This window comes from Vibrio sp. SSH13-20 (assembly GCF_040104475.1).
In the GTDB taxonomy this organism is placed as follows: domain Bacteria; phylum Pseudomonadota; class Gammaproteobacteria; order Enterobacterales; family Vibrionaceae; genus Vibrio; species Vibrio harveyi.
Window position 1 is genome coordinate 1 of record NZ_JBECOU010000009.1, and the last position, 17,048, is coordinate 17,048.

26 protein-coding genes are annotated in these 17,048 nt (G+C 45.0%); 3 read left to right on the forward strand and 23 right to left on the reverse strand.

Annotated features, from left to right (window positions below):
- Positions 1-626 precede the first annotated feature (626 nt).
- The 7 genes from ABMY42_RS22225 to dusA form a co-directional block, all read right to left on the reverse strand.
- Positions 627-1,406, reverse strand: coding sequence for a phosphoadenylyl-sulfate reductase (locus tag ABMY42_RS22225; protein ID WP_272759049.1), 780 nt, complete (start codon positions 1,404-1,406; stop codon positions 627-629).
- A complete protein-coding gene (gene cysI, locus ABMY42_RS22230; RefSeq protein WP_272759050.1) occupies positions 1,399-3,135 on the reverse strand; it encodes an assimilatory sulfite reductase (NADPH) hemoprotein subunit in 1,737 nt (578 codons plus the stop codon). Before cysI ends, ABMY42_RS22225 begins: the two co-directional genes overlap by 8 nt.
- Positions 3,135-5,009, reverse strand: coding sequence for an assimilatory sulfite reductase (NADPH) flavoprotein subunit (locus tag ABMY42_RS22235; protein WP_152163024.1), 1,875 nt, complete (start codon positions 5,007-5,009; stop codon positions 3,135-3,137). Before ABMY42_RS22235 ends, cysI begins: the two co-directional genes overlap by 1 nt.
- 117 nt (positions 5,010-5,126) lie before the next feature.
- Positions 5,127-5,357 (reverse strand): hypothetical protein, encoded by a 231-nt coding sequence (locus ABMY42_RS22240; RefSeq protein WP_005451530.1) that lies wholly within the window; start codon positions 5,355-5,357, stop codon positions 5,127-5,129.
- 150 nt (positions 5,358-5,507) lie between these two features.
- Positions 5,508-6,173 (reverse strand): TIGR04219 family outer membrane beta-barrel protein, encoded by a 666-nt coding sequence (locus ABMY42_RS22245; protein ID WP_009697568.1) that lies wholly within the window; start codon positions 6,171-6,173, stop codon positions 5,508-5,510.
- Between the two features lie 100 nt (positions 6,174-6,273).
- Positions 6,274-6,489 (reverse strand): envelope stress response protein PspG, encoded by a 216-nt coding sequence (pspG, locus tag ABMY42_RS22250; protein WP_005451528.1) that lies wholly within the window; start codon positions 6,487-6,489, stop codon positions 6,274-6,276.
- Positions 6,490-6,652: 163 nt separating this feature from the next.
- The gene (dusA, locus tag ABMY42_RS22255) at positions 6,653-7,654 is read right to left on the reverse strand and encodes a tRNA dihydrouridine(20/20a) synthase DusA (RefSeq protein ID WP_349266811.1); all 1,002 of its coding nucleotides are present in this window, start codon (positions 7,652-7,654) and stop codon (positions 6,653-6,655) included.
- 109 nt (positions 7,655-7,763) lie between these two features.
- Here dusA and ABMY42_RS22260 point away from each other — a divergent pair, with 109 nt between their 5' ends.
- From ABMY42_RS22260 to ABMY42_RS22270, 3 genes are all read left to right on the forward strand, one after another.
- Positions 7,764-8,825: a site-specific integrase gene (locus ABMY42_RS22260; protein WP_349266812.1), complete on the forward strand. Its 1,062-nt coding sequence runs from the start codon at positions 7,764-7,766 to the stop codon at positions 8,823-8,825.
- 102 nt (positions 8,826-8,927) lie between these two features.
- Entirely contained in the window at positions 8,928-9,188 is a 261-nt protein-coding gene (locus tag ABMY42_RS22265) for a hypothetical protein (protein ID WP_289880714.1), read from the forward strand.
- Positions 9,178-10,224, forward strand: coding sequence for an LPO_1073/Vpar_1526 family protein (locus ABMY42_RS22270; protein ID WP_349266813.1), 1,047 nt, complete (start codon positions 9,178-9,180; stop codon positions 10,222-10,224). Before ABMY42_RS22265 ends, ABMY42_RS22270 begins: the two co-directional genes overlap by 11 nt.
- A 25-nt stretch (positions 10,225-10,249) precedes the next feature.
- Here ABMY42_RS22270 and ABMY42_RS22275 read toward each other — a convergent pair whose 3' ends face one another.
- From ABMY42_RS22275 to ABMY42_RS22350, 16 genes are all read right to left on the reverse strand, one after another.
- Positions 10,250-10,417, reverse strand: coding sequence for a hypothetical protein (locus tag ABMY42_RS22275; RefSeq protein ID WP_349266841.1), 168 nt, complete (start codon positions 10,415-10,417; stop codon positions 10,250-10,252).
- On the reverse strand, positions 10,401-10,601 hold the full coding sequence (locus ABMY42_RS22280) for a hypothetical protein (protein ID WP_050908608.1): 201 nt from the start codon (positions 10,599-10,601) through the stop codon (positions 10,401-10,403). Before ABMY42_RS22280 ends, ABMY42_RS22275 begins: the two co-directional genes overlap by 17 nt.
- A 97-nt stretch (positions 10,602-10,698) precedes the next feature.
- Positions 10,699-11,181 (reverse strand): structural protein, encoded by a 483-nt coding sequence (locus tag ABMY42_RS22285; protein WP_140201449.1) that lies wholly within the window; start codon positions 11,179-11,181, stop codon positions 10,699-10,701.
- 12 nt (positions 11,182-11,193) lie between these two features.
- Positions 11,194-11,892, reverse strand: coding sequence for a hypothetical protein (locus ABMY42_RS22290; protein WP_349266814.1), 699 nt, complete (start codon positions 11,890-11,892; stop codon positions 11,194-11,196).
- A 2-nt stretch (positions 11,893-11,894) separates the two neighbouring features.
- Positions 11,895-12,470 carry a hypothetical protein gene (locus ABMY42_RS22295; RefSeq protein ID WP_349266815.1) on the reverse strand — a complete coding sequence of 192 codons (576 nt, stop codon included), beginning with the start codon at positions 12,468-12,470 and terminating at the stop codon, positions 11,895-11,897.
- A complete protein-coding gene (locus ABMY42_RS22300) occupies positions 12,467-12,898 on the reverse strand; it encodes a hypothetical protein (RefSeq protein ID WP_043037037.1) in 432 nt (143 codons plus the stop codon). The genes ABMY42_RS22295 and ABMY42_RS22300 overlap by 4 nt, the downstream gene beginning before the upstream one ends.
- 3 nt (positions 12,899-12,901) lie before the next feature.
- Complete coding sequence (locus ABMY42_RS22305) at positions 12,902-13,276, reverse strand: hypothetical protein (RefSeq protein WP_050925318.1); 375 nt, start codon at positions 13,274-13,276, stop codon at positions 12,902-12,904.
- A complete protein-coding gene (locus tag ABMY42_RS22310; protein WP_043037031.1) occupies positions 13,273-13,464 on the reverse strand; it encodes a hypothetical protein in 192 nt (63 codons plus the stop codon). Before ABMY42_RS22310 ends, ABMY42_RS22305 begins: the two co-directional genes overlap by 4 nt.
- Position 13,465: 1 nt before the next feature.
- Positions 13,466-13,591, reverse strand: a complete 126-nt coding sequence (locus tag ABMY42_RS22315; protein ID WP_257887079.1) for a hypothetical protein — start codon at positions 13,589-13,591, stop codon at positions 13,466-13,468.
- Positions 13,591-13,923: a hypothetical protein gene (locus tag ABMY42_RS22320; protein ID WP_043037028.1), complete on the reverse strand. Its 333-nt coding sequence runs from the start codon at positions 13,921-13,923 to the stop codon at positions 13,591-13,593. The genes ABMY42_RS22315 and ABMY42_RS22320 overlap by 1 nt, the downstream gene beginning before the upstream one ends.
- Before the next feature lie 11 nt (positions 13,924-13,934).
- Positions 13,935-14,765 carry a major capsid protein P2 gene (locus ABMY42_RS22325; RefSeq protein WP_049538370.1) on the reverse strand — a complete coding sequence of 277 codons (831 nt, stop codon included), beginning with the start codon at positions 14,763-14,765 and terminating at the stop codon, positions 13,935-13,937.
- 2 nt (positions 14,766-14,767) lie between these two features.
- On the reverse strand, positions 14,768-14,896 hold the full coding sequence (locus tag ABMY42_RS22330) for a hypothetical protein (RefSeq protein ID WP_025556568.1): 129 nt from the start codon (positions 14,894-14,896) through the stop codon (positions 14,768-14,770).
- A 125-nt stretch (positions 14,897-15,021) separates the two neighbouring features.
- The gene (locus ABMY42_RS22335) at positions 15,022-15,771 is read right to left on the reverse strand and encodes a hypothetical protein (protein WP_349266816.1); all 750 of its coding nucleotides are present in this window, start codon (positions 15,769-15,771) and stop codon (positions 15,022-15,024) included.
- Entirely contained in the window at positions 15,746-16,183 is a 438-nt protein-coding gene (locus ABMY42_RS22340) for a hypothetical protein (RefSeq protein WP_025556566.1), read from the reverse strand. Before ABMY42_RS22340 ends, ABMY42_RS22335 begins: the two co-directional genes overlap by 26 nt.
- Positions 16,176-16,685 carry a hypothetical protein gene (locus ABMY42_RS22345; protein ID WP_349266817.1) on the reverse strand — a complete coding sequence of 170 codons (510 nt, stop codon included), beginning with the start codon at positions 16,683-16,685 and terminating at the stop codon, positions 16,176-16,178. Before ABMY42_RS22345 ends, ABMY42_RS22340 begins: the two co-directional genes overlap by 8 nt.
- Entirely contained in the window at positions 16,678-16,986 is a 309-nt protein-coding gene (locus ABMY42_RS22350; protein WP_025556563.1) for a hypothetical protein, read from the reverse strand. Before ABMY42_RS22350 ends, ABMY42_RS22345 begins: the two co-directional genes overlap by 8 nt.
- Positions 16,987-17,048: the final 62 nt, after the last annotated feature.

A 17,048-nucleotide genomic window follows, 5' to 3' on the forward strand; every position in this document is an offset into this window, starting at 1 on the left:
GAATACTGACTTCAAAACTACTAATGTAATTTTAAAGCTATTATCGTTCCAACAGAACGATAATGAATTGACTGTGCCAAGTCCGAAGACTTGATTGGTCACTTCGTTTCATTGAAACCTAATTTGATACCGAAGTATCTAATTGGATTATCATCAACGAGTGCCCACACAGATTGATAGGTTCTTATTTTTAAAGAGCTACTCTTCTTTGTGATTTACATCACTTCGGAAGAGGCGGTCATTCTAGCGAGATAATTTTCTGTGTCAAACACTTTTTGCTATTTATTTTACTTTTTAAAAGTAAAGGCAATTAATTATTTCGCTTTTCTTTCTGACCTTGCCAACTTAACCTCGAACCCTTGTGAGCTCTGCCCTGTCGACAAGGAGGCATTATAGAGATCGCGCTCACATTGGCAAGCGTTATTTTGCAAAAATTGCAAAAATAATAGTTAAACGACGACTTTTCGATCAAAGCCTTATTTATCCAACTTTACCCCAAGACTGCATACAACTTATCCACAGAGTTATCCTTTTTATGCTCCTTTTTCTTTCGCTATATATAAAGAAAGCTGCTTTACAGCAGCTTTCTTTATTTACCCTAAACACGGCTTTTGCCAGATTAGCATCTAAATACCTGAGCCATCCTGCTCACTACCATCGTCTTCATGCAATCCACATTCACGCTTTAAACCAAAGAAACGAGTTTCTTCTTCCGACATGCCCGGTTCCCACTTTCTAGTTGTATGAGTGTCACCGACAGAAAGGTAACCTTGATCCCATAGAGGGTGATAACTCAAACCATGCTCTTCTAGGTAGTAGTGCACATCTTTATTCGTCCAGTCGATCACAGGTAAGAATTTAAATACGCCATTTTGGATCGACAAGATTGGAAGACCAGCACGAGATTGACTTTGCTCTCGACGCAGTCCTGAAAACCAAGTACCGACATTTTGCTCACGCAGAGCTCGTCGCATTGGCTCGACTTTGTTTATCTTGTTGTACTTTTCAATTCCCTCTATACCCTGTTCCCAAAGTTTTCCATAACGTGCTTCTTGCCAATTCGCACTTTCTTTAGCTTGATACACTTTAAGGTTAAGGTTCAGTTGCGCTTTCAACTGATCGATGAATTGATATGTCTCTGCAAATAGATAGCCGGTGTCCGTTAGGATAATTGGAATATCCGGTTTTTGTTGTGTCACAAGATGGAGCATCACTGCGGCTTGGATACCGAAACTGGACGAGACAGCGAACTCCCCTTCCAAATTCTCCAATGCCCACTTTACTCTATCTTGTGCCGAAAGCTGTTCGAGCTCGACATTGATTTGAGCAAGACGGAGGATTTGCTCCGTCTTAGTTAATGTCAATAACTCTATTAGCTCCGGTTTGGACGCTACAGAATCAAGCATGGAAGTCCCTCTTTGATACGAATACTTCTTGGATAATGCCAGCTCGAATCGTGAAATCGCCAAATGCCTCGCCTTCTTCACGTTCAGCAGCCCAACGAGCCACCAGCAGATCAATCTCTTCTAAGATTTGCTTATCCGTAATGTTCTCTTTATACATCTTCGGTACACGAGTACCGCCTCGGTTACCACCTAGATGTAAGTTGTATCGACCTGGCGCTTTACCAACTAAGCCGATTTCTGCCAGCATTGCTCGCCCACAACCATTTGGACACCCTGTTACACGAAGAATGATATTGTCTTCTTCAGGCAGACCATGCTTTTCTAGAATATCTTCTACATCGGTTACAAATTGAGGAAGGAAGCGCTCTGCTTCTGCCATGGCTAATGGACACGTTGGAAACGCCACACACGCCATCGAGTTCTTACGTTGTTCACTTACGCCGTCATCCATCAAACCATGTTCACGAGCAATCTTCTCGATCTTCGCTTTTTGGCTTTTTGGTACACCAGCAACAATCAGGTTTTGGTTTGCAGTCATACGAAAATCGCCTTTATGGATTTTGGCAATTTCAGCAACACCCGTTTTAAGTGGTTTACCTGGGAAATCTAATAGACGACCATTTTCAATGAAGAGTGCTAGGTGATGCTTACCATCGATACCTTCAACCCATCCGATACGGTCACCACGTTCCGTGAATTCGTAAGGACGGCTTTGCTCAAACTTAACACCGGCACGTTTTTCTACTTCCGCTTTAAACACATCACTACCGACACGATCTAATGTGTATTTGGTTTTTGCATTCTTACGGTTAGAACGGTTACCCCAATCACGTTGAGTTGTTACTACAGCAGCAGCAACATCAAGCGTCTTCTCTAATGGAATAAAACCAAAGTCATCCGCTCTACGTGGATAAGTCGATGTATCGCCATGCGTCATCGCTAGACCGCCACCAACAAGCACGTTAAAACCAACCAACTGTCCGTTATCTGCAATCGCTACGAAGTTAAGATCGTTAGCGTGTACGTCTACGTCATTTTGCGGTGGGATAACCACTGTGGTTTTAAACTTACGTGGTAAGTAGTTCTTACCTAGAATCGGTTCGTCTTCTTCCGTGCTTTCTACTTTTTCACCGTCTAACCAAATCTCGGCATAAGCGCGTGTCTTCGGTAGTAGATGCTCACTGATCTTCTTCGCCCATTCGTAAGCTTCTTGGTGTAGCTCCGACTCCACTGGGTTAGTGGTGCACAACACGTTACGGTTAACATCACCCGCAGTTGCAATCGAATCAATACCAATGCTGTTGAGCGTTTGGTGCATTAACTTGATATTTGGTTTTAGCACGCCATGGAACTGGAACGTTTGACGAGTAGTAAGACGAATACTTCCATATAGAGAATGCTCGGTTGCAAACTTGTCGATCGCTAGCCATTGCTTTGGCGTAATGATGCCACCCGGCATACGCGCACGAAGCATGACATTGTGCAGCGGCTCCAACTTTTGTTTAGCACGCTCGTTACGGATATCGCGGTCATCTTGCTGGTACATTCCGTGAAAACGAATCAATTGGAAGTTGTCTGCAGTAAAGCCACCAGTAATGCGGTCTTGCAGATCTTGTTCAATCGTTCCACGCAGTAAATTACTTTCTTTTTTAAGGCGCTCGTTATCCGAGAGTGGACCAAGCACCTCACCTAATACTTCTTGGCTGTTTGATTGTTGATTCGCGCTCATTAGTACACATCCCTTTGGTAACGTTTCGCTTTACGTAGATCGTTGATAAATGCTTCGGCTTCTTCACGAGATAGCTTGCCTTGTTGCTCGGCTACAAATACCAGCGCATCGTGAACATCCTTTGCCATACGAGTGGCATCACCACATACATAGATGTATGCACCATCTTGAATCCATTGCCACACTTGTTCAGCGTTTTCTAGGATGCGATGTTGAACGTAAACCTTCTCTGCTTGGTCGCGACTAAACGCGACATCAAGGCGAGTCAGCAAACCTGACTTGAGGTACTTCTGCCATTCCACTTGGTAAAGGAAATCTTGAGTAAAGGTACGGTCACCAAAGAACAACCAGTTCTTGCCTTCCGCGTCACGGTTATCACGCTCCTGAATAAAGCTGCGGAAAGGCGCAATACCGGTACCAGGACCAACCATGATGATTGGTGTGTTGTCATCTTGTGGCAGTTTGAAGTTATTGTTGTGCTCAACAAACACCTTCACTTCACCGCCTTCTTCTAGACGTTGAGCGAGGAAACTTGATGCTCCGCCATAGCGCTTTTCATCACCTTTGTCGTATTCAACCAAGCCTACGGTAAGGTGAACTTCTTCATCGACTTCCGTTTGACTCGAAGCGATAGAATATAGACGAGGTGTCAATCGACGAAGTAAACCAACTAATTCTTCTGCACTTAACTTGGTCTTCTTCTCTGCAAGTACATCTACCACTTGGGTATTTGCAGCGTACTCACGAAGCTTGTCTTTATCTTCCACTAGCTTTTGTAGTTTCTTACTACCAGATAGCTCTGCGAATTTAGTGACAAACTGAGGGTTTGATGCGGTGATTTCGTACTTGCTAACCAATGCACTGTGAATAGAAAGGCTTTCGCCATCGACTTCAACACTTTCTACACCGGATAGACCAGCCTTCGCTAAGATAGCGTTGGCTAATTCTGAACTATTGTCGAACCAAACACCTAGCGCATCACCTGGCTGATAGGTCAAACCCGACTCTTCGAGATCAATCTCTACATGGCGAACGTCTTTACCTGAATCACGACCTGTGATTTTCTGGCTTGTCAGTAACGTTGCGGTATATGGATTTTGCTTGTTATAAGCAGAATGTCCTGGAGCAGCTTGACCAACAGGCAGTTGGACTACTTCTGCTTCATTGCCTGAAGAAAGGGCTTCTTTTACTTGTTCAAGTGCTTGCTTACGCCATTCAGCGGCCGGCGCTTCATAATCCACATCACAATCAATGCGATCGATGAAGGCAGTTGCGCCTAACTTAGACAAGTAAGTATCGAAGTCTTTGCCCGTTTGGCAGAAGAACTCGTAACTAGAATCACCCAGCGCAATCACGGCGTATTGTAGATTTGGTAATTTTGGTGCTTTCTTAGATTGAAGGAACTCATGCAGTTCAATGGCATTATCTGGCGCTTCGCCTTCACCATTGGTCGACGCCACGATGATCACGTGAGTCTCTTTTGCTAAGTTCTTGCCTTTGTAATCGCTAGCATCAAACAGCTCTACAGCAATGCCTTCTGCTTTGGCTTCTTGCTCTAGCGCTTCAGCAACGCCTTTCGCATTACCAGTCTGAGAAGCAAAAATGATGCTTAGCTTGCCTGCTGGTTTTGCAGCAACAGAAGCAGCAGCCTGTGCGATTGGTGTTGCAGCCGCTGCACTTGGTTGGTTTTGAGCGAGTCCCCAGAAGTAACCGCTGACCCATGCAAGTTGCTGTGAAGACAACTCTGAGACAGTTTGCTGGAGTGAGTTAAATTGCTGGTCATTTAGTGGGCTTGCGATTGGTGGATTAGCACCCTGCCCATTATTATCTTCCGACACTTTCTTGTGAGAATATTCATTCTGTTGAAAAGACATTGTCACGACATCCCTATTCATTGCGTGACGATAGATTAACCACTCTCTCTAATAACAAGAAAGAATAGAAGAGAATGTTTTATAACTTTTTGGAAGTAAGAACGCTGAGCTTAGTGCTCAACGATCCTCAATACGAACTTGTTGAAAGCCAACCGCCAACGCCGATTTTGATGCCGTATCAAGATCATCATATAGGCACTCTTCCCCATGACTGTCTGTGAGGCAAACAAACCCACCACGGGCATGGCGAAACTCGACAACCCATCCTCCCTCTTGAATTGAAGGCTCTATAATGGCTTCGACTAGCTGGTTGTCACGAAATAGATGTCGTAATTCGTTTATTGTCATCGCAATCCCTGCTCCAACTTTTATACATTGCTCCTAGATAAGCATGGTAGAAGAGTGAAACTTGGGCGAGAAATTCGATTTAATATAATGAAGTGATATAAAAAAACGCCGCTTATAAAGCGACGTTTTAAAGGATTTGAGGTTATGTAGTTAGAAAGAGTATTGAGCACCAACGAAGAAGCCGTCTGCAAAGATAAACTCTTTACCTAGGCTCGATAAAAACTCCTCTGACTCTAAATCAATCACACGGTAACCACCACGGAAAGTGAGTTGAGACTCTTGAAAAGGAATTCGGTACTGAACACCAGCCATTAGATCAGTACTCTTAATACCTTTGTTATCACCAAAGTTCATCTCACCAATTACATCAAAGTTTGTATTTGGCACAGTGATTTCTGCGTAGCCATACCAAGCCCAAATCAGCTCATCAAAATCTTCCGTACGAGCATTAGTGCCTGCGTCTACGTATTTTGTATCACTCAAGTTACTAAAAGTAAGACCCGCATCGAAGTGCATCAGGTCGTGTTCAAGAATTTGGTAGTAAAGAGTAAGGTCGAGCTTGTCAAAACCCATGTAATCCGCATCAACACTTGAGTAACGAAGGCGCGCATTCGGTACGTATTTCACGTCATGCTCAATCGCAGCGTAGAAAGACCCCGTTGTGTCGCTATCTCTTCTTACTTCATTCACTTTGGTATCCGCGACCCAAACTTCCCCACCAACCGTCGTAGTGAAAGAAGACTCTTGTTCTGCGAAACAAGGGTAAGACGCAGCCAACGATAGTGTCGCTAAAGCGATGGTCGCTTTATATGTCATGTAATTTTTACTCCGAGATAGCTGATTTCAACATTAAGGGGCATGTGAGAAATACTAACATACTCTCACAGCCCACCATCAACTAAATCTCTACTATCCGTTACTTATAACGAGGCTGGGCAACGAAGTTTTTAAAAAACCATATACCTAGTGCAATGACTATCAACCAAGGCAATAGTTTTAGTACAGCGCCTACCATACCCAATAAGAACATCACAACCAATGCGATACCTGTTGCGGCAAATACCGTTACCATAGTAATACCGGTTACTAATAGGGTTGCTGTGAAAACTAAAATAAAGATCAGCTCCAACATAATCACTTCTCCTTTGTTTTAGTTTTACTAGAGCAGGTTCCATACCAACTTATAAATATATATCTAATACCATGATCTATAAGTAAAAATAAAGCCAGAGGCATTTCTGCACTCTGGCTTTGTTATTTATCAGTTGGTAAATTTCACCAACCACTGGTGAAATTTACACGTTCAATTCTTTTGGAATCTTCGCCAGTGCATCTTGCAGCACTTCTAGACCTGAACCCGGTTTGTGCGCGTTTTCACTGATGTGACGACGCCATTGACGAGCACCAGGCATGTTTTGGAACAGACCCAACATATGACGCGAGATATGACCAAGGTAAGCACCTTTTGCCAATTGCGCTTCAATATACGGGAACATCTCTTCAACGATTTCGCTGCGCTTTTTCACTGGTGCATTTGAACCAAACAGCTCTTGGTCAACAGATGCTAGCAAGTAAGGGCTTTGGTAAGCCTCACGACCAATCATCACACCATCTAGGTGTTGTAGATGCTCTTTCGCTTCTTCTAAAGATTTCACGCCACCGTTAATCGCAATCGTTAGGTGTGAGAAGTCCTTCTTCAATTGGTAAGCGCGTGGGTAATCCAATGGTGGGATCTCACGGTTCTCTTTCGGGCTTAGACCACTTAACCATGCTTTACGTGCGTGGATAGTGAACTGCTCACAGCCACCCTTCTCAGAAACAATAGACACGAAATCCGTTAGGAATTCATAAGAATCTTGGTCATCGATGCCGATACGTGTTTTCACAGTAACAGGCACGTCTACCACATCTTTCATCGCGGCTACGCAGTCTGCGACCAACTGCGGCTCTGCCATTAGGCATGCACCAAATCGACCATTTTGAACGCGATCCGATGGACAACCAACGTTTAGGTTAATCTCATCGTAGCCACGCTCTTGCGCAAGCTTGGCACACGTTGCCAAATCTGTTGGGTTTGAGCCACCAAGCTGAAGGGCTAACGGATGCTCTTCCTCGTTATAAGCCAGGAAATCCCCTTTTCCATGAATGATCGCGCCTGTGGTCACCATTTCGGTGTACAGCAGGGTTTCTTTGGTCATTAAGCGATGGAAGTAGCGACAATGACGATCCGTCCAATCCAACATGGGTGCAACAGATAAGTGGTTAGCCGCGTATTTACTAGTATTGTCAGGTTTCATAAGGTGTTACTCGAAATCTATATACTGTATATATATACAGCAACTTGCTAGAATTGCCCCCAATTAATCCACTCAGTACGCATATAGTACGCATCACAGGAGTAGGACAATGGCGTCATTTAGCATTAAAAAAAGAACACTAAAAAGCGGTGAACCACGCTTCACAGTGGACATAGTAGTCAAAAAGAATTCGGCGATTATACACAGGGAATCGAAAACATTCAGGAAAAAAGAACTCGCTAGAACTTACGCATTAAAGCGGGTTAGTGAGCTGGAAGATCCGAACTTCTCACATCAAAAATCCGTACCGCTATACGTACTGCTCGATATGTTCATTGGTGATAGAGACTTATGGGATAAAACTGGACGCACAAAGCAATACGTAATACGTATGCTCAGAGATTGCGATATTGCCCAAATTCAAAGTGACCAGCTAAAAATTAGCGACCTCATAGAGCATTGCCGCAATAGAAAAGGTGCCGGAGCCCAGCCAGCTACCATCTATCACGATATAGCTTACTTGCGATCTGTCATGAAAAAAGCAAGTCCAGTATTTAACATCAGCGCTAACCACGACATCTTTAATGAAGCGGTATCTGTCCTTGTCGATATGGGTTTAATTGGACGCAGTCAGAAACGTACCAGACGCCCAACAAGTAACGAGCTAGACAGATTGAGAGAAGGGCTACTCGAAAGACAATCGTACAGACCAAACGGAAAGACCCGCATCCCTTTCATCGATATTTTAGACTTCAGCATTTTAACTTGTATGCGCATTGGAGAGGTGTGTTCTTTGCGATGGGAAGACCTCAACACCGAACACAAAACCATTCTAGTTCGAGACCGCAAAGACCCAAGAAAGAAGCAAGGCAATCATATGATAGTCCCTCTTTTGGCTGAGTCCTTCGATATTGCTACAAGACAGCCTAAAACCGGAGCCTTAATCTTTCCCTATAACTCCAAAAGTGTCAGCGCGGGATTTCAGCGAGTAAGAGATAACTTAGGGATTTCTGATTTGAGGTATCACGATTTAAGACGAGAAGGTGCAAGCAGACTGTTTGAAAAAGGCTTTTCGATAGAAGAAGTAGCTCAAGTTACGGGGCATAGAAACTTGAACATACTGTGGCAGGTTTACACTCAGCTATTTCCACACAAACTTCATAATAAATAACGGGGTTAACTCTAATCAAAAATATTACTTTTTTTCGTTTACGCGATCATTTATTAGCGCTAATAATATGCCAAAAGTAACACGACAAAAAAGGTTAATAATTTGTTTATTATTAGGATTTTAGCTCTAACAACCTTACTAGGCTCCATTGCTTGGTGCTGGGCTGACCCAAGCTATGAGCCTGCAATTGCTATTGTCACATCTTTATCAACACTCATTGGACTTTGGCTCGCCAATAAAAAGTCACCAGAGGAACCAAAACAAACACAAAGTTTAGGCAATAACTCAGTAGGAATACAAACTCAAGGTGACGTTTCTGTTGGAGATATATCAACAAACAAGGAAACTAATAATGTTAAGTAAAGATCAAAATCAAGAGTTAGGTCAAGGTTCTGTTGGTTTACAGGCTGGTGGCGATATCCATTACGGTGTTACTGCTACGGAAGCAAGGGCTATAGCTCTAGATGTGGCAAAGGTAACGTTTTATGAATTAACTGGAACGGCAAAAGAACTCGCAACTGTTCGAGTGGAGCAAATCACTGACAAAGTCATCGAAAAACTAAAACAGGATTATCCCGAAGGTCTACAAAAAGCAATTGACCCAGATTTTCAGTATGCTCTCCATACGGTTCAAAAGGAGTACGCTAGAAATGGCGATGAAGATTTAGCAGACTTGCTGGTTGATTTACTTGTAGATCGAAGCAAGCAAGACTATCGAAATCTTGAACAAATAGTTTTGAACGAGTCCTTAGCTACCGCACCGAAACTGACTAATTCGCAGCTATCCAGCCTCGCTATCATTTTCTTGTTTCGATACACTCAAAATAACCACGTCCTTGACCATGAATCTCTCAAGCAATACCTCAACAATAATGTAAAACCATTTTCAAATTCTCTAGCAACAAGCCAAGCTAGCTTCCAACATCTAACTTTTGCAGGCTGCGGAAGCTCTGAGTTACAGGAATTCACTTTAGAAGGAATATTGAACACTACCTATCAAGGAGTTTTTCTAAAGGGTAACACTCAAGAAGAGATTGAATCCGAAGGGATTAACGTTGGAAAGTATAAATCATACTTTATATCTTGTTTAAACGATCCAACAAAACTACAGGTCAATGCCATTAACGTTGAATCATTAAATAAGCGTTTCGAAATGGATCAGATAGACCAAGATACTCGTACCATTATTTTGAATATATTCAACAATAGTAAATTTAATGATGATGAGACAAAGAACTTATGCCTAAAGCTAGCTCCATATATGAGTGCTGTTTTTGATGCATGGAACACTTCTGGTATGAATGCATTTAGTCTTACTAGTGTTGGTATCGCTATTGGACATTCTAATGTTAAAAGAGTCGCTGGAAAATTTAGTGATTTATCGATTTGGGTTAATTAGTTTATTAGTAATCTCATAAGCCCCACTAAGTGGGGCTCTTGTTTTCTAATTTAGTCAATCGCTCATCCATCTTTTCCATCATTAAGCGCAGCCATTTCACATCAGTTTTGAGCGCAACGCCTACGCCAATCCCACTCGATAAAGCGCTTACTGCAGCTATGACAATGGTTTGGTACTCAGCCATTAAACTCATCTCGAATTGTTTCCCATAGACCAAGTAAGATCGGCGCAGCCACACCAATCAAACCACCCATTTGCACACCTTCTGGTGTCACACTTGCGGTTAATAGCTCAGGGTGACCCGTTGCCAATGCGATACCCGCACCCAATAAAGCAATCCCTTTCTTTGTTGATGGTTGTTTCAAATCTATTTTCATGATGTTGGCTCCTAACCGTTGATGCGCTTCCAGATATAAGCGCTGATTAAAGCGGTCAGAATCCCAACCACTAACTTTTGCATTACTTCTTGTTTGGTCATGCGAGTGCTACCCCTTTCGCAGCATCACTCAATGAGTAATAACGCCCCACTTCCATAATCGACATGGTATGAACAAGGCGAGCCATAAAGGCATCGTCATACAGGTTCAAAGGTGCATTTCGGTTTACGTTCAACTTGCCGGCCACAAACTGAATGTAGTTATCCGTGTCGTTGTTATCGCTGGCTGGCGCCCATCGGTGAATGATGCCTGACAGCGTATTTAGCCCATACAGGTTCTGATAGTTGCGGATGAGTTTTGCCGCCGCACGAAAGCCGTATTTTGAATCCGAGAAGGTTTCAAATGCCTTATCTTTCGAAGGCGTTACCTTCCCCGTCCAAGCGTTGCCACTAATGCGAATGTTGAGCGGGTTGTTATTGCGAATACCGCGATTGAGTTGTGATTTCATAATCTTTTGCCCCTGATACAGAGAGAAAATTAAGATGACAGCAATGATGGTGATAATGAGCTTGCGAGCCATAACACCTCCCTGTTAGTTGGGTACTGGTGAACCCGACTCTGAGCTCGGCTCGCGCGGTACTAATGTCAGGTCTATCGATGACACATCCAAACCAATAATCGCGACATCGCCATTGTGAAGGTACAAGTCACTCACAATCCCCTTATTGGTTCTGCCACTGTCAGCGGCGTAAACGGGGTCAGCTTGGATTAACAAGTGAGGAAAGACTTTTTGCTTATCTTTGATGGTATCTTTGCCAATCAGCAAAACGCCCGTTTCGTTAACGGTGACACGCTGCCCTAGTTCTGAGGCTTTGCCGTGAACGGTTGTACTCTTTAGCTCAAGCTTTCTTAGGTAGCCGTCATTCTCTTTGATGACGTTGCCCTGCTCATCTGCCAGCACAATGTAAAAACCCAATTCGCCTTGGAAGCCTGATAGGCGAGCCATTGCGGAGATATTGAAGAACACTCTTACTAGCTCCCCGTCACTTTCAAGCTTGGGACGGATGAGAGGCATAATGTCCATATCCCCATCTTCAACATAACTCGGCGCATCGTATTTAATGAAAAAGCCGTCTAGGTCTGCATTCCACCCAGTATCATTGTTGGGCATAAATCGCCCTTGGATAATCGGCAATGCGCTACCAGAGCCAGATTCACCTGAGTTCATGTGTTTATACAAAAATTCGATTTTATTTCGGCTGCTACCCGTTGGTAGCGGTGGTAGTGCCATGGTTAATACTCCAATAGTTGCGCGGTATCTGGCGCTTTTCCTGATAACTCGAACGCCGCCGTTGTTTCAATGGTGACCGTTTCGCCTGCTGCGAGCTCAAAGCCCTTGATACTCACCAAACCTGTATTGCTCGATGCCGCTTTGATAATCACCCCTTTGCGGTTGGCATTAGCAGGAATAGGCAATGGCAATTCACCACGACGCCCAATAAGGTTGTCGCCAACGTGTACACGGATGGTTTGACCTTCTTCGAGAGTGACGTCAGGCAGCTCGCTCACTTTCATGCTTTGCCCTGGCAACAATTCGACCTTTGGCATGGCTTGAATTTCGAGCTTTTGCCCTTCGACTGGCGGGGTAAAATCACCACTACCATGTTCAAATGACAGCTCACCTTCACCGCTGAGTAAGATGCGCCCCATTGGCTTGCCATAGCGAAGCACCGAGCCACTAGGTAACGTGAACTCTTCACCCGTCGCATCTAATCGCACCGACAATTTGCCCTGATAGGATTCGATGAATAGCCAGCTCGATTCCACATTGAGCGGCACTTCTTGCCCTTTAATAAGTGTCAGGTTCATTTCTGCACCGCCTTAAACAGGACAAAACCAAGCACGAGCACAATGATTGCCATGAGGATCAACTGCTGTTTATTTAGAGCGCTTTGTCCGTTGTCTTGTTTGAACTTGGCAAGCTCGGTCAGCTTGTCTAAGTTCTGTGTGTTTTGAGCCGCTTGGTTACCCGCAAGCCCCGCTATCATTTGAAGGTTTTCGCTATTGCTTGAGCTGTACTCTTTGAGTGCGCCATTGGCGAGCTTGAGAGATTCATCAAGCGCGTCACCTGCAAAGTTAAACGACTTTTCAATGCTGCCATGGTCGGTGACCGTGGCATTAATCGTTGAGCCTTCGATACCACTTAGCGCAACCCCAAGGTTGTCGCCGCTAATGGCATTCTGGCTACTGGTATTCTTCGTGCTGGTTTTATTGCTTGAACTGGATTTACCACCCATGTGCTAAACCTCCCATCGCAATAATTGGTGATCGCCTTGCACTGTGGTAGAGACATTGCCAAGACGCTTGAGAAGGCGCGCCACCAATGGAAAATACGTTTTAGTGGTAATTGCATCTAAGCCGCTGCTTTTCACGTAGGCAGCCAGTTCCCGAGAGGCATTCACTGCCCCTTTTCCCTCGACCGCCCACACAAAGTAATCATTGCCGACTACTTCACCCGCAACCGCTAAACGATAGTCATCACCATGAATGAGGTAGATACTGACAAACCCATCCTCAATGGCTTGCTCCATCACCTCGAAGTCATCAGGGCAAGCGCGAAACGCTTCGCGCAGTTGCTCTTTTATGCCTTCGTCATGCGTTACCACCTGAATCATTTAAGTACCTTTAGGGCGACGATGACCAACACAGCAATAGCAAGGATGAGCCAAGGACTCACACCACCACCCATGTTGATGCCACCAATGGATTGCCCAGATTGGTTACTGCTTTTGGCTGTCGATGGTCCAGCGCTACCGCCTTGCAAACCACCACCACCCGTTAAACTGGTCATTGCTCCAAACATATCAACCCATTTTCATCCAGATAATCAGCGCTAAGATCACTACAATGAGCCACGCTGATTTGTTGATTTCCTTGGCGGTCAGAAACCCAAGAGTTAAGCCCGCCACACCAAGATAGATAACTGGCATTACTTGCCCCCTTTGAGCGCAAACGCCAATCCACCGAGCACAACCAACAGCAACACCACCACAATGGCAATGGTCTGCCATTGAACACCTTTACTTGTATTCACTGGCTGCCCGTTAGGTTGCTGATAGTTGTTATTGTTGGCGCGGTTTTCGTCTGGACTGGCTGACTTAGCGCGTTCTAGCTCGTTACCCATCTTGATACCGAGCCAGTCATTACCGAAGTCGCCCACGACATCGACCGCACCACCAACAAGCTCACCCGCACCTTCTAAGATGCTGTCAAACCAGCTGCCAGAACTGGCAGCCGCTTTTGCTTGGTCAGGTAAGGACATTGCTCACCCCCTTAGTTCGCTGAGATAACGCCCACTTGCTCGATCGCTTCAATCAACACTGGCACACTGCCTGTTTGAGACTTATCAAGCTCAAATTGAAGCTGTTTCATGGCATTGGTAGGCAAACGCCCTTCCACACCAAAACCAGTACGAACAAAATCAAGGCTGAACCAACCGTTGTTTTGCTCTAAGCCAACAATGGCAAGGTCAAAAGCGTTATCGGCTTTGTTGACGTTGATTTCTTCGACGCTGTCACGAAGGACGCGAACACGATCAATGGATGCGTCTTTGAAGTGAATACGCTTCAATGACAACATTGGCGAACGCTCAGAAAAATCAAAAGGCGTACGACCTGTTGCACTTGCAAACCAAGACAGTGAGTAGATGCGCGGCAAGTAAATGCGCTGTGATTGAGCTTGGGTGGTGTGAGAACGTGCGCGGATGCTTGGCGCAGCTGTGCCACCAGATTTTGGAGCAAGCTGGATGTATACAAACCAGATCTCACCTTGCAGAGTCACAAGCTCACCAGTACGTACACCACCTTTTGTTCGCAGCGTTAGGTCTGCAAAAGGAATAACGTAACGTCCCGCTTGAGTGAACTGTTTGCGGTGCTCTTGAATATCAACCAAGTCTTGACCTGTTAGGTTGTAGACTTCCTTACCGTTTAGCGTGATACGTACACGCTCAATATCAGCAGGATTGGTAATGTCTGTTACCAGCTCAATGGATTGGTAAGTTGGACCACTAACCAAGCGTAAGCTTGCTTGGTTGCCCCAATTCACCCCTTCTACAGGGTCTAAATCGAGTGGGCGTGGGTTAAATGGTGTGTTGAGTAGTTCCATAATTAAAACCACCCTGCATTGCCGTTAAGCTGTTCTTTAACTGGCTTAAGTGCGCCAATATTGTTGATTGCCGCTAATGCCAATAGCGCAACGACAACCGTCATCAGCATAGTTTTATGACTTGCTTTCATGATTTCCCCTGTTTCACAACGTTGGAAAGAGTTAAAAGAGTCATTATCAAATCAGACAACCGAGAAACGGTCATGAAGTTTCAACCTATAGGTAGAACTTTTAACCTATAGGTTGAAATGTGAGTTTAACGGTAGTTTCGAGATAGGAGTTTGCCGCTTTCGCAGTTCAGCGCGCCGCGCTCTAGGTTGCCAATACCATCGCGAACGATGAGGTATTCTGCAATCGCTTTACCGATAAGTTTTTTGTTTACCTTGGCACTTTTAAGATCTGCAACTTCATTGGAGTGAATGCCTTTTTGCTTGGCTACCCAATCGGCATCCACACCCGAGTTCACCGCGCCCAACCACCAAACGCTGGATTGGTTGGTTACGGTTTTTGGCACTTCCTGGCCACGCTGAAAGATGGTGTGAACAACATGACCAAACTGACGCCCACCACGCAAAAGCTCACCCGTTTTCCCTTCCAACTTTCCAGAGGTCTCCGCGCAGCTGGCTAACTCTTCAATCACCACATGTAACTTAGGTTTACATCCATCCCCAAGCGCCCAAGCGATCGCGCTGAAGGTTTCCAACTCTGACATGCACGCCCCTTTTGGCGGAACATAGGCAAGCTTGAACGAACATCCAGTACGACGACCATGCACCGCCGCTTTAATGAATTTAGCGGGGTCAGAAAAACCATGGCACATTTGACCGTGGAATTTTTGCCCGGCGTAATTTCGATACGGGTCAAAGAACAGAGCTTGCGCCTTTTTAGGCACTAACCCTATAAACTTGACCGCACTGGTTTTCCCGCTACCTGTACCACCTAAGTACACGGTATGCTCGGCATCGTGAGAAGGATTAGAGTTAATCGGATTTACGACTAGCGACACGCTTTTCCTCCTCTTCTTTTTGCAGCTCTAGTACCGTGATTTGTTTCTTCGACGCCCACCACAAACCCAAAATTGCCAAGGCTAATGTCATCACGTTCATGTAATCGCCGCACTGCTCAAGCAATGCCCCGCCATATTGTTTCGCAACAGGTCGCGCCGCATTCACAACGCTTTGCTTGGCACGTTCATCAAAGGCGAAATCAATATCTTTGAGGATAGAGACAGCTTGCTCAACCACGACCAACCCCGTTTCAACCAATGCATCGAACGCTTCACTGGTATCGACTTCGGACTCAGGTTCAGCGCTACCATTCGGTTGGTTTTCGGTTGACGTGTTCGATTGCAACTCGGCAACGTACATATCAAGCTCGGCAAGGTTGTCAGCGCTCATTTCAACGGTTGTTTCATCCATTGCCCTGCTCCTCTTGCGTTGGTTTTGGCGTTGCCAGTAGATGCTTAATGGTAAACAGTAAAACCACTATCAACCCCAAACAGGCACCAACCTTTAACAGTTGCGGTTTAACGCTCGGTTTTGATTGCTGTACTTCTTCTTTGACAGGTTCAGTTGAGAGCATTTGGTCTACCGTAGTCATTTCGGTTGAATCGCTGACGGTCAACGCTTCAACAACGGCAGACTCTTCTTCGACTTGCTCAGGTTGAATAGTTTCATGGCGCGCTGGCAACAGGTCAGCAGACGCTTGCATGTGCTCAGTGCAATAGTCACTCACCGTTTTACTCATTGAGCTATTGCCGCAGCTTGGACACTTGTAATAAAGCAATCCGAGGTTGCGCCCGTTCTTAACCGTTTCGCCCGTATCAATCATCTTGCCTTCCCCCACCATGTGAACGGTAGAGATTCGATTACACACAGGGCATGGCACATAGCCCCGTGTTGGATTCGGTGTTTTACTCATTGGTTTGCGCCTCTTCAATCACATTAGACATCTGCTTTTGAAGCTGCTTTTTGCGCTCAATACGTATGATACGGTTGGCTTTTGCGACCAGCTTTGCCTTGTCCACCAGTTTAGGATCAAGCCCTAGCTCAGTGAGCGGATTGGTTTTACCCACGAGTAGCTTAGGCGCAAGCGTCAACAGGTCACTTGGTGATAGGTCTTTGACCTTATCAAATGCCACTTCAAGCTCTTGCTCTAGTGCATCAATGGTCTCAATGCGTTTTAGCTCGGCTTGGCATTCTTCTTTAGATAGTGTTTCCATAGTTGTCCCCTGTCTCTCGACGTTGGTTGTTAGTTAAAAAAGCGCCCCTGTTTCACAACGTT

What these genes read in the sequence shown, in the direction of transcription:
- ABMY42_RS22225 (WP_272759049.1), bottom strand. Translation starts at nt 1,406, where the DNA reads ATGCTTGATTCTGTAGCGTCCAAACCGGAGCTAATAGAGTTATTGACA.
- cysI (WP_272759050.1), bottom strand. Translation starts at nt 3,135, where the DNA reads ATGAGCGCGAATCAACAATCAAACAGCCAAGAAGTATTAGGTGAGGTG.
- ABMY42_RS22235 (WP_152163024.1), bottom strand. Translation starts at nt 5,009, where the DNA reads ATGTCTTTTCAACAGAATGAATATTCTCACAAGAAAGTGTCGGAAGAT.
- ABMY42_RS22240 (WP_005451530.1), bottom strand. Translation starts at nt 5,357, where the DNA reads ATGACAATAAACGAATTACGACATCTATTTCGTGACAACCAGCTAGTC.
- ABMY42_RS22245 (WP_009697568.1), bottom strand. Translation starts at nt 6,173, where the DNA reads ATGACATATAAAGCGACCATCGCTTTAGCGACACTATCGTTGGCTGCG.
- pspG (WP_005451528.1), bottom strand. Translation starts at nt 6,489, where the DNA reads ATGTTGGAGCTGATCTTTATTTTAGTTTTCACAGCAACCCTATTAGTA.
- dusA (WP_349266811.1), bottom strand. Translation starts at nt 7,654, where the DNA reads ATGAAACCTGACAATACTAGTAAATACGCGGCTAACCACTTATCTGTT.
- ABMY42_RS22260 (WP_349266812.1), top strand. Translation starts at nt 7,764, where the DNA reads ATGGCGTCATTTAGCATTAAAAAAAGAACACTAAAAAGCGGTGAACCA.
- ABMY42_RS22270 (WP_349266813.1), top strand. Translation starts at nt 9,178, where the DNA reads ATGTTAAGTAAAGATCAAAATCAAGAGTTAGGTCAAGGTTCTGTTGGT.
- ABMY42_RS22275 (WP_349266841.1), bottom strand. Translation starts at nt 10,417, where the DNA reads ATGAGTTTAATGGCTGAGTACCAAACCATTGTCATAGCTGCAGTAAGC.
- ABMY42_RS22280 (WP_050908608.1), bottom strand. Translation starts at nt 10,601, where the DNA reads ATGAAAATAGATTTGAAACAACCATCAACAAAGAAAGGGATTGCTTTA.
- ABMY42_RS22285 (WP_140201449.1), bottom strand. Translation starts at nt 11,181, where the DNA reads ATGGCTCGCAAGCTCATTATCACCATCATTGCTGTCATCTTAATTTTC.
- ABMY42_RS22290 (WP_349266814.1), bottom strand. Translation starts at nt 11,892, where the DNA reads ATGGCACTACCACCGCTACCAACGGGTAGCAGCCGAAATAAAATCGAA.
- ABMY42_RS22295 (WP_349266815.1), bottom strand. Translation starts at nt 12,470, where the DNA reads ATGAACCTGACACTTATTAAAGGGCAAGAAGTGCCGCTCAATGTGGAA.
- ABMY42_RS22300 (WP_043037037.1), bottom strand. Translation starts at nt 12,898, where the DNA reads ATGGGTGGTAAATCCAGTTCAAGCAATAAAACCAGCACGAAGAATACC.
- ABMY42_RS22305 (WP_050925318.1), bottom strand. Translation starts at nt 13,276, where the DNA reads ATGATTCAGGTGGTAACGCATGACGAAGGCATAAAAGAGCAACTGCGC.
- ABMY42_RS22310 (WP_043037031.1), bottom strand. Translation starts at nt 13,464, where the DNA reads ATGTTTGGAGCAATGACCAGTTTAACGGGTGGTGGTGGTTTGCAAGGC.
- ABMY42_RS22315 (WP_257887079.1), bottom strand. Translation starts at nt 13,591, where the DNA reads ATGCCAGTTATCTATCTTGGTGTGGCGGGCTTAACTCTTGGGTTTCTG.
- ABMY42_RS22320 (WP_043037028.1), bottom strand. Translation starts at nt 13,923, where the DNA reads ATGTCCTTACCTGACCAAGCAAAAGCGGCTGCCAGTTCTGGCAGCTGG.
- ABMY42_RS22325 (WP_049538370.1), bottom strand. Translation starts at nt 14,765, where the DNA reads ATGGAACTACTCAACACACCATTTAACCCACGCCCACTCGATTTAGAC.
- ABMY42_RS22330 (WP_025556568.1), bottom strand. Translation starts at nt 14,896, where the DNA reads ATGAAAGCAAGTCATAAAACTATGCTGATGACGGTTGTCGTTGCGCTA.
- ABMY42_RS22340 (WP_025556566.1), bottom strand. Translation starts at nt 16,183, where the DNA reads ATGGATGAAACAACCGTTGAAATGAGCGCTGACAACCTTGCCGAGCTT.
- ABMY42_RS22345 (WP_349266817.1), bottom strand. Translation starts at nt 16,685, where the DNA reads ATGAGTAAAACACCGAATCCAACACGGGGCTATGTGCCATGCCCTGTG.
- ABMY42_RS22350 (WP_025556563.1), bottom strand. Translation starts at nt 16,986, where the DNA reads ATGGAAACACTATCTAAAGAAGAATGCCAAGCCGAGCTAAAACGCATT.